The organism is Chryseobacterium sp. AC405b, assembly GCF_979258685.1.
In genome coordinates this window covers 1,170,261-1,187,205 of record NZ_OZ409877.1, presented here as the reverse complement: position 1 = coordinate 1,187,205, position 16,945 = coordinate 1,170,261, and the positions used below count along the sequence as shown (strand labels likewise).

The following is a 16,945-nucleotide window of genomic DNA, read 5'->3' as shown; positions in this document are numbered from 1 at the left end:
AAAACTCAAAACCAACAACAATATGGAATCACCAGATCACAACACCGACCTCATCACCGATAAAGATATTTACACCATCAATTGGAACGACATTGAAAATATCGAAATCGACTATAATAATTATCTCAACGAAATTGAAAATTTCTTCAGAGAAGATTTCGAGAATGACATTCTTGAAGAAGATATTTTTTAAATAAAGTTTTACAACACGTCAAGTTTTGTCGCTTCTCACTATTAGTTTTGAAATAAATAAAGCACAAACAATCAACTTAAATTTTCACAAAAGCCTTTGAATTCACCATTCACAAAATGCTGAACAGCTAGAAATATGTTCAAAAACCAACAAATAAAAACATAAAATGATATTTCCCAACAAAAATTAAGGTGGACATCCTTTGCTGGAAACCACCCTAAAAAATAAGGCTGAAACATGAAGTGACTCTACTAAAAAGAGACTTCGAAAATTTAAATATTATAAAAAAACAATTTATACAAATGAAATCAAAAGAAGAATTGAAACGTTTTTTCGAAAACGGAGACATCCCCAAACAGGAAGAGTTTTGGGAATGGCAGGAGTCTTATTGGCATAAAGACGAACAACTACCTGCAGACCAACTAGATTATGACTTTTCTCAAAAAGCTGATTTAGTCGACGGAAAGGTTCCTGCATCGCAGTTACCAAGTTATGTGGATGACATATTAGAATTTGATTCAGTAGAAAGTCTTCCAAACCCCGGTGAAAAAGGTAAAATTTATCTAATAACTAATGATAATGTACAGTTTAGATGGAGCGGTTCCGAATATATACAAATTAGTTCGGGGAAGAATTTGATGACAACTGATACATATCAGGAAGTCACAGGCACAAAAAGGTTTTTTAATACAGGAAATTCAGTTAATGATTTAAATCTACAAGTATGGGGTAAAAATGGTGCTAAGGCTGGAGTATTCTTTTATAGTGAAGGAATGGATACAGCGCAAATTAACTTTGACGGTTATTTCAATTTTAAGAATCAGAATGATGAAGGATATAGAAATATAAAGTCGGCAGGTTTTATAAAAGATGGATATAACAACGGTTTCATTCTTTTAGCCGGCGGAGGGCATATACCTATTACTGAATTTGTTGCGAATTCTGATTTTGATAATCAATTAGCTTTAGTACATAAAGCAGATATTACAGGTGGTATTTATAATGGTTCAAACAACAGAAGTAACAAATCTTGGTTTGACTATAATTGGGCAGGTACAGGTGGTGCTGGTTCAGTGATGAATTTTTCAGGTTTAGGAGGTAATTATTCTACTGAATTATTTGCGAGCTATAATAACCCTGATAATATAGGGATAAGAACCCATCAAGGTGACACTGGTACATGGAACGAACCGGTATTTTTATGGCATGATAAAAATCTTAATCCTAGTGCTTTAGTGCCATATGATAATGCAACTAAAGATGTAAATCTTGCTGCTAAAAAAATTACTTTCATTGAAAATGGTAATATCGTAAAAAAGCAAAATAGTGTACAGATTGCAAATAAAGTTTATCAAAATTATTATGATGCAGGAGTTCACAATGGAATTCTATCAGTAAAATTTCCCGAGGTAAATCCTAATCCAACCATACTTACTGTTGATATTAATATTTATGGATATGGCACAACATATTTAGGAAAACTAACCGTTTCTTTTTATAAATATTTAGGAGGTATAATTACAAATGGATCAAAGGCTATATGGGAAGTAACTGACAATTTTCCTACTACTTTAGTAAGAGCCGGTATGAAAGGAGATGGTTATGTATCTATTTTATTGGGTGAGCCTGATACTGCTTGGGGAGAATATTTTTCTCTTGAAGTCAGTAAAGTTAAAACTCAATATGGAGAGTGGAATAGAGATTGGACTCAAGGCTGGTTTGATGTTTTCGAAAATAACATGTCAGATTATACTACATTAATTGATATACCTTCAGATGTAGCAGCTACTCAATCATGGATTAAAAATAATTTAGAAGATAATTATTGGAAGAAAAATGATATATCAACTACTTATTGGGGACTAGATTCTAATAGACCAATTGCACTTTTAAACAATAATCAAGCTCAAAAAGTATATACAGCCGGATTATTAGCTTCTGACTTTTATGACGATGGAATTAATATCCCTACCAATGGAATCTATTCTAAAGGCAACATCAAAACTCTTAATTATGGTTCTGCAATAGAATGGGCTATAGCTTATAATTGGACTCAAAATGAGGGCGCAACAACGAATTGGGTTAACCAGAATTACATCCCAAAAACTCACCCCGCTAATCATGTTACTGTTGCTAATATTGGTAATTGGCTATCTTATACCAATCATAACTATAATATGTCGATTCAGCCGGATCAGGTTGGTAATAATGAGTTCCAAACGGGCTTTGGTTCCTGGAACAATAATGGGGGCGGCGCAGGAGGTTATATGGATTATATTCATTTTGGAGGTTATATTGATTCTTCAGGGGGCAATCAGAATTTAATCGCTTTCAGAAAAAACGGTCCGGGCTTAAGGCAATTTCAAAACACAAAAGGAAGCCCTACAATTTATGGTGATAATGGCACCTATGTTGACTATTGGCACACAGGAAATTTTGACCCTGCTGACTATGCTACAACAACACAGCTGGATACAGCAGTAGCTAATGGTAGCACTGCATTTAACTGGGGCAATCACGCTTCAGCAGGTTACGCACAAGCCCAGGAAAACGCATCGGCAATAGGTTTTGAATTAGGAAATCCTGAACAGCCCTACATCTATCACAATACAGATGGTCATAAATTTTTAGCGACTACAGATTGGGTTCAATCACAAGACTACACAACTCTCGCATTTGTTGAAGAAAGCATCAATGCAGTCACACTAGAAATTACAAACCCAAGTCATTCTGTTGACGCTACAAACAAATTCGTTACCATCATCATTACAGATGATTTCCCTAGCGAGTCTATAGAATGGGAAATATTAAGCCCTGAACAGAATATCACTGTGATCAATCTCGGAATTCATACCATAGATCTCAATTTTGAGGGGAAAACATTTGATCGGCTTGGAGAAAGAGAAACCTCTGAATATTATATCAATAAGGACCGAAAGCTGATAAGAAAAGCAAATTATAAAGAAACCGATGTATTAATATCATAGCCAGTTATCAATTTTCAAATATTATAATAATCTTAAATTAAACAAAATGTCAACAAACAACAAAAACAACGCTTCACAAACCCTTTTTAGATTTGTAAGCTTAAGAAACCCACAATTAACCGAAACTAAGGATAAAAACTTAGGCTTTATCCATAGACCCGGAACATTGACCAGTGCCTTTGATAACCATGTATCTGCAAACGATTCTGCAATAGCAAAATTTCAGGCAATGGAACGTGCTGCAAAAAATTTTATTCCTACCGGATTCGAAAAGGAAGCAGACATTGAATCAGGAGTTTTTGCAGAAGCTTTAAGAATAGGGAGAAAGATTGCCAAAAGAGAAGAACTTTCGGATCAGGACAGAGATTCTGCAATAGATATATATATTGACAGTACTCAGGATCAATATAAAACGTTATGGGATAACCTTATGTTCCAAACGGTAATGCAGAGTGATTTTTATGTGAAAGAAGCAATCATTCATATTTTGAAAGTATTTCATTTTGGATATGTTTGTCAATTACAACCTACAGAGGAACTTACAAAAATCAATGGGAACGATTACAAAGTAAAAGCTCTTGAAGCAAAGGTGGTCTTACCTTTAAGATTTTTCGGGGATGGCACAGATAACAGCAATTCGCCAGTATCATATAACAGAGCATTTACTGTCGGGAGATCAACAATCGGAACTGAAGATTCTATCAATTCCCAGCAACTTTCTGTTTCTGTTCAGGAACAGTTAAAAGCTGAAGGAGAAAAAATCTCAGAACTTTCTAGTCTCAACTTAGACAAACAAGGCCTAGACTTACTCAAATCTGAACTGGAAAAAATTCAGAAGTCATATTACAAGATGAAAAATAAGGCTTATGATATTGCTTATCAAGAATATCTGACACAATATCAATCTGATATTGATGAATACAATAGAAAATCGGAAGAAATTGAAGCTCAGATAACAGAAGAAACACCTGAGGAAGAAATCAGAGCTTTATATGAAGAACTGGGGGAATTGAATGTTCCTCAATTTACATTTAATTATAGAGATGAACTTAATTTTGACGATTTCAAAACTAAACTTTCTTTAGAGTCTCTAAAACTGTTTGTCAATATTTTCACTGATGCCGGAAGCAGAGATTTAGATTTTTCAAGTGTTAATATATTGTCTGATCGTCAGCTTCAAATTGGCGAAATACTTGTGAACATACATGAAGAATATGATACATACGTTGAAGTTTTTGAAAAATTAAATGAAGATGTTTCTGCGCATTCTCAATCTTTATTTGAAAAAACAGTTTTGAATGAGAGGCTATATGCTAATCTGGGTGGAGTTTTGATTCCAGTCAACAATACGACCAGTAGGTCATCAAACGTTATATCAAGAACTTACTACCTGAAAGCTCATCAGTCAAATGGTACAATGTGCTATGCAACTTTCTATTATCAGGCAGAAAGCAATGTCTGGGGATTGGCTTCTGCAAAAATAACGGCAAGTACAGATGTCGGATTATTTGAAGAAACCTATTCAAACATCAATGTAAGTGGAGACAAAATCACCTTCCCTCCTATCTTGATCAACAAATTTGCAAAATCAATCAGAAGTCTGAAAATACAAATTTTCTTCAACAATGGCGAAGAAGCAAATCTTGATCTTTCAGCAATACAGTTAGAAACTCCATACACAGGGATTTTATATACTGAAAGAGTCAGACAGGAAATTGAAAACCCTACTGAAGTGGGAACCACTCCAAAACCTGGAACTTTTATCCCAAAACATTTTGGGGTCAAGAGACTGGGTATTGCAGATTATTTAAAAGTTGAACAAAGTGTTCATGCTTATGTTCCGGGAGAAGTTTCTAATATTGAAAACGTAATGGCGAGCGAATTGCGTCACAAATCTTCAGTTTCCAGAGATTATTCTGAAATCACCGATACAACATCAGAATCTATCGAAACCGAAAAAATTTCTGATACTACAAAAACTGACAGAAATGAAATGCAGTCTGAAGTTGCCAAAGAGATCGATAAGCAGCAAAGTATTACTGCAAGTACAAGTTTCAGCTACAACACAGGAGTTTACAAATTTGATATTGGTGGAGGATATGCAAATAATACTGCTCAGCTGGATAGCACAAGACAAGCGGTAACAAAATCTCAGGAAATCACTGAGCGTGCAATGGAAAGAATTCTTACGAAAATCAACAAAGAACGTGTTCAGAAAATCATAAAAGAATATACTGAAACCAATGTGCACGAATTTGACAACCGTGGAAAAGTAACAGATACCGATAATCCTGATGCAGCGCAGCCGAAACACATTACCGGAGTTTACAGATGGGTGGATAAGAAAATGAAGAATCAGATCTATAACTATGGTAAACGTACCATGTTTGAATTCATGATTCCAGAACCCGCAAAACTGCACCGTCTGGCTGCTTTTGTCAATAAAGAAACATTCAAAGAACCTGTAGATCCCAGAAAAGCACCAAGACCCAATACAATGGCCGATCCGAAATCTGCTACAAAAGAGTTGCTGGAATATTGGGCTAATATTTATGGGGTAACATTAAATCCTCTTCCCGAACTGACAAAGTCTTATAATATCGGAAGACAGAATTTCAGCGGAAATGACGGAAGTCTATTAATTTCGATCCCAGCTAATTACACTGCAAAATCTGCAAAAATTATGTTCGGACACAACAGAGATAAACATGGAATTTTGGGAAATAAATCGCATTCATTACACTTTAACAATTTTAATGGTGGTGAATATCATTCTACAAGCACTATTACTTACGAGCCTAGAAGTGGGCATAAAGAAATCGGTTTTTTTGGAGTGAATATCACAGGTCAGTATAATTATACTTTTAGAGGTGATAATCTGAACGGATGTTTTTTCGCCTTTAATTTTAATTGTGAACTTTCACAATCATTTTTAGATGCGTGGAAACAAGAAAGTTTTGATGCCATTATTAAAGCTTATGAAGCTGCTTACGCTGATTTTCTCATTAAGCAAAAAGAAGCAGATGAAAAAGCAAAACAGCAGGAAGAAGAAAACAAAAACAAACTCTCCGTCTTTTACAGAGATATGGAAAGAGTAATTCTGAAGCACAACTGCATTGCATACTTATTACAAGATTATCTAAATGTTTTAGGGCAAAACTTCACTTCTGGTGACCAGATGAAAAACTTCCAGGTCATCTTGGGAGAAGAGCTGGAACAGTACGCTGCTTTAGCCAAATTTATGGAACAGGCATTTGAATGGGAAATCATGGATTATACATTCTACCCTTATTACTGGGCAAACCGTGACGAATGGCAAAAAATGTATCTGACAGAAAATGCTGATCCTTTATTCAGAAGTTTCTTACAATCTGGTATGGCAAGAGTGATTGTTACCGTAAAACCGGGCTTTGAAGATGCAGTACAATTTTTTATGACTACCGGAAGAATCTGGAATGGCGGCGAAGTTCCTGTCATCGGAGATCCGATGTATATGTCTATCGTTGATGAAATGAGACAGCCAACAGGAGAGCCTCAAGGTAAATTCTGGATTTCAAGAATCCCTACTACTTTGACGATATTACAGGCAGAATCTGTAGGACTAAAAGTAGATCCTGATCAGCCTTTACCAATTTTTGTTGAGGAACATCCTGAAAATTGTGAAAATCCGAAGGAATTGGAAGCTGAAACTTCTTTTAGTTTGGATGATCTCAGATTAGAAGGAACTGGTGATGATAAAACAACGCTTGGATAGAATTAATTATTATGAAATGGCGGTTATTGCCGCCATTTTTATTTTAACAGATAAATATCAAAACAATGAGTACAATAAAAAGATTAGGAATTCCAAAAACAAAAGCATTACAAAAAAGTAACAATGATTCATATCCAAATAATAGTGGGCTTGATGATTCACTCTTTCATGTTGTGAATCTTAAAGATAATTTATTATCAATCTCTCAAAACCATAAAATATCTCCTAATGAATTAAAAAAAATTAATGGGTTAAAAGAAGATAAGTTATATTTAGGACAAGTAATTAATTTGCAAAATAAAAATATAATAAAGAATTTTGAAACACTTAATAACGAAAAGGAATTAAGAAAAAAAATAAATAAAACAAATGTCTCACCTAAAGACTTGCTTATTAACAATGTGAAATATAAATCTAATGTAAATCTAGAATATCCTTTCGAAAGTTTTAAACTCAGAGACAGATATTATATGAATTTTGGCTTTACAGGAAATTTTATTTTAGAGGATGGATTAAATTATTGTCTTAATGCTATATGTTGGATTGAACATCATGAATGTTATGAAACATATGAACAAGGAACATTAAAGACCCACTTTATTTATATTAATGTTTTTTATATAAATAAACTAGGTGAAGTGATTTTTGGAAAACAAATACATTTAAATTTTAAAACGCAAGCTCAGAAAGTCCCTAATTCAGGCGGTTATGCTTATGAGATAAAATTATTAACTGATATTCAAAAAACAGTGCACACATATCTATCAAAAGGTAAAAAATTACACGAAGAAATATTTATTGAAAAAAAATATAAATTTGCAGGAGGTGCTGAATTTGATGTATCTGACGACCAAATTGCTTATAACGTATTAAAAAATGCTTCTATTAATAATAGAATAGGCGATACTAATTGTATTTATTCTGCTGTAGGGGAAAAAAAGAAGAGTTTGAAAATATATTAGATTGGATTTCAATTGCGGCTATTCCTTTTGAAGTTCCTATAAAGTTTATAAAGCCTTTACAAAAAGTATTAGAGTTTATAGCTTATGCAAGTGATTTAGATTCAAAGGTTAAATTAGTAGATAAACTTTTTGATATGAGAGGCCCTTTTCCCCTTTCCTTAATATATCAAACTTCATATGCCCTCGAACCATTTGTAGATCCATACGGAACAACAATTGGAGGCTACAAACAAGTGCAGAAAGGAAAAACAATAACATATGAGGACGATTTTATAATGGAAGAAATTTTAACTATATTACAAAATGATATTACTGAAAAAAACCTCACATAAAATGAAAAAATTCTTGCTTTTACTTGTAATTGTGCTTTTAAGTTCATGCGAAAAAGAAGTATACCCTATTATTGATTCCGATCTCAAATCAATTAATCAAGTTAGGCAGTTAGGACTATATGAATATGATAAAATTGGTGTAGATACAAACAAGGATAAAACTATTTTTTTCTCTAATATTAAACCTGATTATATTTTGAAAGACAGAAAGAACTATCCTTTAGGAAGGTTAAAAAGTTATTCATCCAAAAATTCAGAAGTATTAAAATATTTTGACCAAGAGCTTAAAAATGAGTTTATTTACTATCAATTCCGAAATGATTCATTAATATCGAGACTATATATTATTGATAATTTTTTAAACGAAAATAAAAAAGTTACAAAACTTAGTGAGGTGAAGAAGATTCTGGATTCTCTGAAAACTAATTATAGCTCCTCAGGCTCATATGAAAATTTACTTAGAGAGAAATTTAACTACAAAACGCCTACAACAGATGACATCTTTTTAATTAACAATAAATATCCCGCTATAATACATGCAACACCTAAATTATTCTTTATAGAGGTTTTTTATAATAAGAATGATAATTTTAATACAATTTGGTCTTTAGAAAACTAGATTATAACTCTCCCGTTGCCGCACCATTTCATCGTGTGGCTTTTTGTTTTCAAACACTTTTCTATCTTTATAAAAAACACAATAATGAGTCGTAATTACAAATTCCACAATCCCGAAGAATGACATCTCATAAGTTTTGCCGTCATAGTTGGCTAGATGCATTTATCCGAAACAACAAAGAAGTTCTTTTGCAACGTTAAGAATAAACTCAAAAAAATTATCCACAAAAATAAAACACGACACCGTTTGTCGCATTAACCGCATATATTTGTTTTAGAAAATACCAACTGAAAAGCTGGCGTTCCAATTGAAAAAATAAAATACACCAAAGCTGCAAACCTAAAAATACCCGAATGAAAAAAGATTTTTACCTTACAAGATATGCCCTAATTATCAAGAAATTAGAGAGCGCTCCCGCCACCTATTCCCAGTTGGAGGACTATCTTCTCAACTCTTTTGAATTTCAGGATGCAGGAATCAAGAGCTACTCCATCCGTACTTTGCAGAGGGATATCCGTGAGATTTCAGATCTTTTTAATCTTTCCATTCACAACAAAAAGAAGGGCGATAACCGGTATTATATCGAAAGCCGCCCGATGATGGAAGTTGATGAATACAACCAAAAACTGCTGGAATCTTTCCAGGTCAGCAATGCCTTAAATCTACATCCGGATTTTGCAGATTTCATCTTCTTTGAAAGCAGAAAACCAACAGGAGTTGAGCATTTTTATGACCTTTTCTTTGCCATCCGTAATAAAAGAGTGGTCACTTTTGAGCATTACAATTATAAAAACAAACTGATGACTTCCAGAAAAGTTCATCCCCTCGCTTTGAAAGAATCCAAAGACAGATGGTATCTGATCGCCATTGACACCAAAGATAAAGCGCTAAAATCTTTCGGTTTAGACAGAATCAATTATCTGGACGTGAACGCTGCAAAATTCAGAGAAAAATATAAATACAATTTCAGAGAACATTTTAAAAATGCTTTCGGAGTGATGAATTTAACCGAACAGAATCCCCGGAAAATTGTTTTGAAATGCAGCAAACACCAAGGAGAATACATCCGTAGTTTTGCCCTTCATCAGTCTCAGAAAGAAACCAAAGAAACATCGGATGATATTTATTTTGAGTTCTTCCTCCACCCTACTTACGATTTTATGCAGGAGATTTTATCTTACGGAAAAGAGGTGAAAGTTTTAGAACCTAAAGATTTAGTTGAGAATATTAAAAAGCATTTGCAAGAATCGCTCAACAGTTATTTTGAAGATTAATTGTTTTGCATCTTTTTTATTACATTTACATAAATAATAACTTTTGAAAGCCCTGTGTCTCTTTTTTGTATTTCTTTCAGCATTTTGTTTTTCTCAGCAGACTGAGGAATTCAGGCAGGTGAAAAACTATTACGATCAGCATAGAAGTATGCTCAATCAGGAATTTAAAAAGAAATTTGACGCAGAAAAAAACAGCATTATAAAAACTTCCATCAAACAGGATTTTCTATTCTTTATGAAAAAGATGGACAGTATTGAGAACGTTACCCTTATCGGAGCTTTGCTTAAGGTAAAAAACCTTGAAGATTTAAGTAAAATCAAAACCAGACTTACATCGTCATCACCTGCTATTTCTAATACCACAGAGCAAACGGCCAATTATCCCGGCGGAATTAATACTCTGAGACAACAGGTTACCAATCTTTTCTATGGAGATGGTGTTTTCAGCGAAACGCAAAACATCAAAACAGTGGTTGCTTTTATTGTAGAAAGAGATGGCAGCATCAGCAATGTGCAGGCAGAAGGAGAAAATTTCACCTTTAACCGTCAGGCTGAGATCGCATTGTATTTGGTTCCGGATAAATTTTCACCTGCTTCTATTAACGGAATCCCCGTCAGATATAGATTCAGACTGCCTTTGACAATGAATTTTGAGTAATTCTTAAATTTTTCATAGTTGTATCGTTTTAAATATTACTTTTAAAAAAAAATAACATGAAAAAAATCTTTACCATCTTAACGGTCTCATTAAGTCTGTTCTCTCTTAATGCACAAGAACTAAATTCGAACCAAGAAAACAATTCGGAAAGAAAAAATGACATTCTGATAGATCCATTCTTACTGATAGCAGTGCCGTTGGCAAACGTTTCTTACGAAAGGCTCATCAATAAAGATATGGGGATTGGAGTAAACGCTATGATTACTTTGAGTGATGAGGTAGAAGATTTCAAACAGTTTTCGCCCTATTTCAGATATTATTTAGGGAAAAAATATGCTTCAGGTTTGTTTTTTGAAGGTTTTGTACCTGTAACGATCCAAAGAGACGATGTTTATTACAACGAATACGACAGCCCAACCAATAGCATTTACTACCAATATGGCGGAGACAAAACAGTTACCACAGTAGGCGTTGGATTCGGCATTGGAGGAAAATGGGTAATCAAAGACCGATTAGTGATAGAAGCAAGTGGAGGTATTGCCAGAAGATTTGGAGACTTCGACAAATACGACATGGGGCCTGTTACCGGAAAAATCATGGGCGGAATCGGATATCGATTCTAAATTTTAAAATATATGTTAATGAAAAGCTTAGTTTTGTACTAAGCTTTTATTGTTATGTTTACCGACGAATATTTTATGAAAATGGCTTTTCAGGAAGCCGAAATTGCTTTAGAGAAAGATGAGGTTCCTATTGGATGTGTAATACTTTCCAACAACCGGGTCATTGCGAGAGCACATAATCTTACCGAAACCTTAAATGACGTTACCGCTCATGCAGAAATGCAGGCCATTACTTCTGCTGCCAATTTTCTGGGTGGAAAATATCTGATCAACTGTACTTTATATGTCACTTTAGAACCATGTGTGATGTGTTCGGGAGCACTTTCATGGTCGCAGATTTCGAAAGTGGTGATTGGAGCAAGAGACGAGCAGCGAGGATTTATCAATAAAAATCTAAACCTTCATCCCAAAACAGAAATCGTCACCGGAATTATGGAAAACGAGTGTTCTGCTATTGTGAAAGATTTTTTTAAGTCGAAGAGGTAAATTATACAAAATCATATTTAAGTTTGTCATTCCGCAGGAATCTCAACAGTTTTTACTCGTTTGTTAAGATTCCTGCGGAATGACAAAAATGTTGTTAATTATTAATGTTTTTATACTTAAATTAATCTAAATCTTTCCCTAAAAAGTATAGTCCTTTCAAAGTATGCAGTCTGTCAGCAACATGAATTTTGTCTGTAAGTGGTTTGTAAACGTGAGAAACTCCGCCGGTTGCGATGACAAAACAATCGTCATTCACCTCATCATTGATGCGATCGATAAAACCTTCCACCATCCCCAGGAAACCATACACCATTCCGCTTTGCATACAACTGATGGTATCTAATCCCAATACAGATTTCGGTTTTACCAGTTCGATTTCCGGGAGCTGGGCGGTCTGACTGATCAGAGAATTTAATGAAGTAACGATTCCGGGAGCAATGATTACGCCTAATGTTTCCCCATTTTCAGCCACACAACTTGCGGTAAGTGCAGTACCAAAATCGAGCACTATTTTTTTTCTGTCAGGATACAGATTGTGAGCAGCAACAAGGTTGGCGTAAATATCCGTACCCATCTGCTTAGACTTTGCTATGACTTCTGATGGCGTGTTACGGTCTACCATTACAGGAACGATCCCGTGAATTTTTCTTATCGCAGACGTTATTTCTCTTGTCAGCTGAGGTACTACAGAGCCTATGATAATTTTTGTGATATTTTTAGGATCAACTTTATAGGTTTGATATAAGATCAGCATCTGACCATGCAGTTCATCGGCAGTACGGTACGGTTTTGTATTGATTACCCATGAGATATCACAATTGTCATCATCAAAAAGACCAAATCTGATATTGCTGTTTCCAACATTGATTACGATAGAATTCATTGAATAGCTTTTCGGTGGTAAATGTAACGATTTTAATAAAAAAGAGTCTTTCAATATTTACAAAAATGGGTTATCATTGTAAAATACATTTTATGAAACTTAAAGCTCTTATGAAAAAACTTTTAATTCTGCTTTTAATCAGCCATTTTGCAATACTTTTTTCTCAAAAGAACGTCAAAATGTATTACGAACAAAAACAAGATACTATTACTTACTATGTAGACAATCTTGAAATTTATCCTGCATCCATTAGTTTTGACAGCCAGCCAGAATTAGAGAACATGAAAAAACCTGATCTCTTTAAGACCATTCAAGCATTTCCTGCTAAATCGACGAGAAACAGGGTTACCTATTTTGTAGTAAACGATAAGAAAAAAAGATGGGGAATCAAAAAAATGCCCAGTTACAAAACATATATCGGAGATATTACCATAAGAAAGTACGACCACACCTATCCATATGATCTTCCTTTCCAGAAAGGAAAATCTTTTACAGTATATCAAGGATACAACGGAACATTTTCTCACCAAAACGAAAATTCTTTAGATTTTACGATGCCTGAAGGAACAGAAATCTTGGCAGCAAGAGAAGGTCTGGTGATTGACGTAGTTCAAAGCAATAACAAAAGTTGCCCGACCAAAAACTGTGCACCATTCGGAAACTATGTTTCTATTCTGCATTCTGACGGTACAATTGCACAATACTTTCATTTACAGCAAAACGGTGCAAAAGTAAACATCGGAGATACCGTAACCAAAAGCCAACTGATCGCCTTAAGCGGAAATACGGGCTGGAGCAGCGGACCACATCTGCATTTTGTATGTTTCGTTCCGAGTGCTGTTGCCGATAAAAACAGAATTACAGTGAAGACACTTTTTAATACCGGAAATGGAGATAAGGTGCATTATCTGGAGGAAGGTAAATCGTATGCGAGAGGATATTAGATTTAAATACTAAGTTCAATTTATTATGAAATTCAAAAACATTTTCATAGTGTTCCTTTTTATAACTGCATTCTACTATATTTTAAGTATTATTATTTTTCAAGGAAGTTTTATCCAAGAACATGATTATTCTTACAATACTTTATCAGAATCTAAAAAAGAAGGTACTTTAATATCTAATAACTTGGAGGTGAAAATTGAGGGCGATTCTTTAAAAAAAATAAAAAACCTTAAGGGGAAATTTTTCTCAACTCAATCAAGATATCAAAAATTTTATGGTTTTCTATTTTCACTTAACAAAGAAGATAAAAACTACAGAAGAATTATTTGGGATGAGTCCACTCAACTTTCCATAGGAAGGAACTGGGTCATCGTTGATAAAGATGACAATTATTTAGGGGAAGCATTTTACACCGGACATTTTGATGCCAAAATATCTGAAAACATCACGTTAACAGTTAAAAACGCCAAAACAGATTACAAAATAGGCACCATACAATTTTTGGTTAAATAATGAACAATTCAGCAATTAAAACACACCTGTCTGTAACCAAATACAGTTTGCTTTGATACAAAACAAAATCCCCAAAGAAAAATTCTTCGGGGATTATTTATTATTTAAAGCTCCACTATTTCACCTCAACAAAATTGTTTTCAGGATTCACATCAGCCATTCTCTGGCTTAAATCTATTCCTAATAATGACAGTTGAGATTTTGTGTAAGGAATCGTCAGTGTATATTCTTTCTGCGTCCACGGCCAGTATTTTTCAGTGATAAAATCACCGTAACCGTCTTCCTTTTTCCATGTGTGCGTCATGTTCATCGGGATTTGGTAGGTAATGATTTTCTTATCGGTTGTCATTACACTGAAATCAATAGGCATCGGAACCTGACTGTTATTCAACAAAGTTATGGTTGTAGATTTTGCATCGTATTTTACATTTTTAATTCCGTAATCGATGGTTTTTGTCGTGTTGATCCAATAATGATGAAACCACTTCAGATCCATCCCGGAAACTTTCTGTGCGATATGCAAGAAATCTCTGTCGGTAGGATGTTTCATGCTCCACTCTCTGAAATATTCCGTCATTATTTTTTCCAAATTCTGTTCGCCAACGATGTAGCCCAACTGCACCAGATACAATTCACCTTTCACATAACTTGCAAAACTGTACGCCGTACCATTATCGTGATGATCGCCCAGCCAAACGGCAGGCTCTTCGATTCCTTTTTGTACAATATTCCGGTATGCGTTTATTTTATCTACGAACGGATTTGGTCTTTCATCTTTTGGCGGAAACAGCTGATGCATCACGAGACTTTCTGCATAACTTGTAAAACCTTCATCCATCCATGGTCTCAGAGGTTCGTTGGTTGCCAGCATTTGCTGATACCAAGAGTGTGCACCTTCGTGAACCATCAGTCCCATTAAATCTTCAATATTATTTGTTTCACCTAAGATCATGGTACACATTCCGTACTCCATGCCGCCATCACCACCTTGAATGAAAGCGTAAGAAGGATAGGCATATTTCCCGAATCGGGAATTCATAATCTGGAAATATTTTGTGATGTAAGGCTTTGCTTCACTCCAGACTTTAGTCTTATCATTTTTCTGATATACAAAAAATACTTTCGGACCTTGTGGAACATCAAAACTTTCCACTGAATAATCTTTATCTGCCGCCCATGCAAAATCGAGCATATTTTTGGCAGTCCATTTCCAGGTTGCTTTATTTTTATCAACTTTAATGTTTGCTGATGCATCATAACCTTTCACTTCTGCAGGATTCAAAAGCGTTCCGCCCGCTCCTATTACATAATCTTTGTTGATTTTAATGGTTACATCAAAATCTGCAAACGGCGCATGAAATTCTCTTCCCACATAGTCGAAAGTTGCCCAGCCATCGTAATCGTATTCTGCGATTTTCGGATACCACTGTGTCATCGTCATATCGACCCATTCACGGTTATTTCTTCCGCTTCTTCTGATTTGCTGAGGTATTACAGCATCCCATTCCATGGTAAAAGTAGTTTTTGAATTGGGCTTGATCGGTTCATTTAAATACACCTTCATCACCGTTTCCTGAATTTCAAACTTCAAATCTTTTCCGTTTTGTTTGATCCAATGAATATTTTGTGCACCTTCCTGATCTTTTGGAATCGAAGCCAATCTTGAATTACCATCTTTCTGTAATCTTGAATCACCATTTTTTCCCTGTCCAGCAACTCTTTGATCCATCATAGAGTTTGGTTTAAAAGCATTCCAGTATAAATGAAAATACACAACATTGAGTTCGTCTGGCGAGTTGTTGGAATAACTTAGGGTTTGATTTCCCTCGTAGGTAAATTTTTCTGCATTGACGTCAATTTCCATTTTGTATTGGGCAGCTTGCTGATAATAAGCGTTCTGCTGCGCCTGAAACTGTGAAAAGATAAACGCAAAAAGGATTGCAACCGATTTTTTCATTGAAGATTTTATTTTTTTAAAGGTAAGTAAATTTTTATTTCCCACGGATTACACAGATCTTCACAGATGGATATGCATAAGAATCTGTGAAAATCTGCGAGATCTGTGGGAGATTTTTAAACCGTTAATTTCACGAATAAATTTTCACAAATAACACAAATCATTAGTGTTATTCGTGAAAAATATTTGAGCTAATCATTTTTAAACAAAATCATTTTTTTAATCAAAGTAATCTGTCCCAAATGATAATAAGCATGCTCAATCATGCCGTCAATATTCCTTACATAAGTTCCGTATTTTTCATCGACAAAAACTTCATTCAGTTTAGAATCAGGCATCTGTTCTAATAATGTTGCGAACTTTTCAGAATCATTCCATAATTTATTTAAAAGTTCTTCCCACTGCTCCTGAGATTCAATCGGAGGAAAATCAAAGCTGAACTTATCTTTAATTTCCAAATCTCCACCTTCAAAAACATTCAGAATTCCAGAAATGTAATAATCGATGTGAAAAGTTAGCATAGCGATGGTGTTTAAGTCTGCAATTTTCGTTGTTGCTTGCTCCCAAGTGACATCTGAAAGCTGATCTTTAAAATTGGTGTTGGCGATCCACAAACCGTCGAGGGTAACTTCCCGGAATCTTTTTGCTAATTTTGAGGTTGTGCTCATTTGTTTAGTTTTAATAATTTTAAAGATAATATTTTTTGAGTTTCCCGCAGATTACACGGATTCCACAGATATTGCGATTAAAATTTGTGAA

The 16,945-nt window shown here is 34.6% G+C and carries 15 protein-coding genes; 12 read left to right on the top strand and 3 right to left on the bottom strand.

Features of this window, described 5'->3' with window-relative positions; translation table 11 throughout:
• Positions 1-22: 22 nt before the first annotated feature.
• The 10 genes from ACZZZA_RS05725 to ACZZZA_RS05680 all read left to right on the top strand — a co-directional run bounded on the left by ACZZZA_RS05725 (position 23) and on the right by ACZZZA_RS05680 (position 11,888).
• A complete protein-coding gene (locus ACZZZA_RS05725; protein ID WP_463430229.1) occupies positions 23-193 on the top strand; it encodes a hypothetical protein in 171 nt (56 codons plus the stop codon).
• Positions 194-495: 302 nt separating this feature from the next.
• Positions 496-3,180: a hypothetical protein gene (locus ACZZZA_RS05720; RefSeq protein WP_463430228.1), complete on the top strand. Its 2,685-nt coding sequence runs from the start codon at positions 496-498 to the stop codon at positions 3,178-3,180.
• Positions 3,181-3,226: 46 nt separating this feature from the next.
• Positions 3,227-6,934 (top strand): hypothetical protein, encoded by a 3,708-nt coding sequence (locus ACZZZA_RS05715; protein WP_463430227.1) that lies wholly within the window; start codon positions 3,227-3,229, stop codon positions 6,932-6,934.
• Positions 6,935-6,999: 65 nt separating this feature from the next.
• A complete protein-coding gene (locus tag ACZZZA_RS05710; protein ID WP_463430226.1) occupies positions 7,000-7,896 on the top strand; it encodes a LysM peptidoglycan-binding domain-containing protein in 897 nt (298 codons plus the stop codon).
• The gene (locus ACZZZA_RS05705; protein WP_463430225.1) at positions 7,845-8,228 is read left to right on the top strand and encodes a hypothetical protein; all 384 of its coding nucleotides are present in this window, start codon (positions 7,845-7,847) and stop codon (positions 8,226-8,228) included. The genes ACZZZA_RS05710 and ACZZZA_RS05705 overlap by 52 nt, the downstream gene beginning before the upstream one ends.
• Before the next feature lies 1 nt (position 8,229).
• Positions 8,230-8,847, top strand: coding sequence for a hypothetical protein (locus ACZZZA_RS05700; RefSeq protein ID WP_463430224.1), 618 nt, complete (start codon positions 8,230-8,232; stop codon positions 8,845-8,847).
• 353 nt (positions 8,848-9,200) lie between these two features.
• Complete coding sequence (locus ACZZZA_RS05695; RefSeq protein ID WP_463430223.1) at positions 9,201-10,121, top strand: helix-turn-helix transcriptional regulator; 921 nt, start codon at positions 9,201-9,203, stop codon at positions 10,119-10,121.
• 118 nt (positions 10,122-10,239) lie between these two features.
• Positions 10,240-10,779, top strand: a complete 540-nt coding sequence (locus ACZZZA_RS05690) for an energy transducer TonB (protein WP_463430222.1) — start codon at positions 10,240-10,242, stop codon at positions 10,777-10,779.
• A gap of 56 nt (positions 10,780-10,835) precedes the next feature.
• Entirely contained in the window at positions 10,836-11,402 is a 567-nt protein-coding gene (locus tag ACZZZA_RS05685; RefSeq protein ID WP_463430221.1) for a hypothetical protein, read from the top strand.
• A gap of 54 nt (positions 11,403-11,456) precedes the next feature.
• On the top strand, positions 11,457-11,888 hold the full coding sequence (locus tag ACZZZA_RS05680) for a nucleoside deaminase (RefSeq protein WP_463430220.1): 432 nt from the start codon (positions 11,457-11,459) through the stop codon (positions 11,886-11,888).
• A gap of 121 nt (positions 11,889-12,009) precedes the next feature.
• Here the strand turns inward: ACZZZA_RS05680 and ACZZZA_RS05675 are convergent, their stop codons facing one another.
• A complete protein-coding gene (locus ACZZZA_RS05675; protein WP_463430219.1) occupies positions 12,010-12,771 on the bottom strand; it encodes a type III pantothenate kinase in 762 nt (253 codons plus the stop codon).
• Positions 12,772-12,881: 110 nt separating this feature from the next.
• On the opposite strand from ACZZZA_RS05675, the gene ACZZZA_RS05670 reads away from it, so the two are divergent.
• Positions 12,882-13,715, top strand: a complete 834-nt coding sequence (locus ACZZZA_RS05670; protein ID WP_463430218.1) for a M23 family metallopeptidase — start codon at positions 12,882-12,884, stop codon at positions 13,713-13,715.
• 49 nt (positions 13,716-13,764) lie between these two features.
• Positions 13,765-14,229 (top strand): hypothetical protein, encoded by a 465-nt coding sequence (locus ACZZZA_RS05665; protein WP_463430217.1) that lies wholly within the window; start codon positions 13,765-13,767, stop codon positions 14,227-14,229.
• A gap of 115 nt (positions 14,230-14,344) precedes the next feature.
• On the opposite strand, the gene ACZZZA_RS05660 is transcribed toward ACZZZA_RS05665, so the two are convergent.
• Positions 14,345-16,186, bottom strand: a complete 1,842-nt coding sequence (locus ACZZZA_RS05660; RefSeq protein ID WP_463430216.1) for a M1 family metallopeptidase — start codon at positions 16,184-16,186, stop codon at positions 14,345-14,347.
• Positions 16,187-16,377: 191 nt separating this feature from the next.
• Positions 16,378-16,854, bottom strand: a complete 477-nt coding sequence (locus ACZZZA_RS05655; RefSeq protein WP_463430215.1) for a DUF1572 domain-containing protein — start codon at positions 16,852-16,854, stop codon at positions 16,378-16,380.
• Positions 16,855-16,945 lie beyond the last annotated feature (91 nt).

Bases quoted from the DNA above. Each gene is read 5' to 3' on its own strand.
- ACZZZA_RS05725 (WP_463430229.1), top strand. From the start codon at position 23: ATGGAATCACCAGATCACAACACCGACCTCATCACCGATAAAGATATT.
- ACZZZA_RS05720 (WP_463430228.1), top strand. From the start codon at position 496: ATGAAATCAAAAGAAGAATTGAAACGTTTTTTCGAAAACGGAGACATC.
- ACZZZA_RS05715 (WP_463430227.1), top strand. From the start codon at position 3,227: ATGTCAACAAACAACAAAAACAACGCTTCACAAACCCTTTTTAGATTT.
- ACZZZA_RS05710 (WP_463430226.1), top strand. From the start codon at position 7,000: ATGAGTACAATAAAAAGATTAGGAATTCCAAAAACAAAAGCATTACAA.
- ACZZZA_RS05700 (WP_463430224.1), top strand. From the start codon at position 8,230: ATGAAAAAATTCTTGCTTTTACTTGTAATTGTGCTTTTAAGTTCATGC.
- ACZZZA_RS05695 (WP_463430223.1), top strand. From the start codon at position 9,201: ATGAAAAAAGATTTTTACCTTACAAGATATGCCCTAATTATCAAGAAA.
- ACZZZA_RS05685 (WP_463430221.1), top strand. From the start codon at position 10,836: ATGAAAAAAATCTTTACCATCTTAACGGTCTCATTAAGTCTGTTCTCT.
- ACZZZA_RS05680 (WP_463430220.1), top strand. From the start codon at position 11,457: ATGTTTACCGACGAATATTTTATGAAAATGGCTTTTCAGGAAGCCGAA.
- ACZZZA_RS05675 (WP_463430219.1), bottom strand. From the start codon at position 12,771: ATGAATTCTATCGTAATCAATGTTGGAAACAGCAATATCAGATTTGGT.
- ACZZZA_RS05670 (WP_463430218.1), top strand. From the start codon at position 12,882: ATGAAAAAACTTTTAATTCTGCTTTTAATCAGCCATTTTGCAATACTT.
- ACZZZA_RS05660 (WP_463430216.1), bottom strand. From the start codon at position 16,186: ATGAAAAAATCGGTTGCAATCCTTTTTGCGTTTATCTTTTCACAGTTT.
- ACZZZA_RS05655 (WP_463430215.1), bottom strand. From the start codon at position 16,854: ATGAGCACAACCTCAAAATTAGCAAAAAGATTCCGGGAAGTTACCCTC.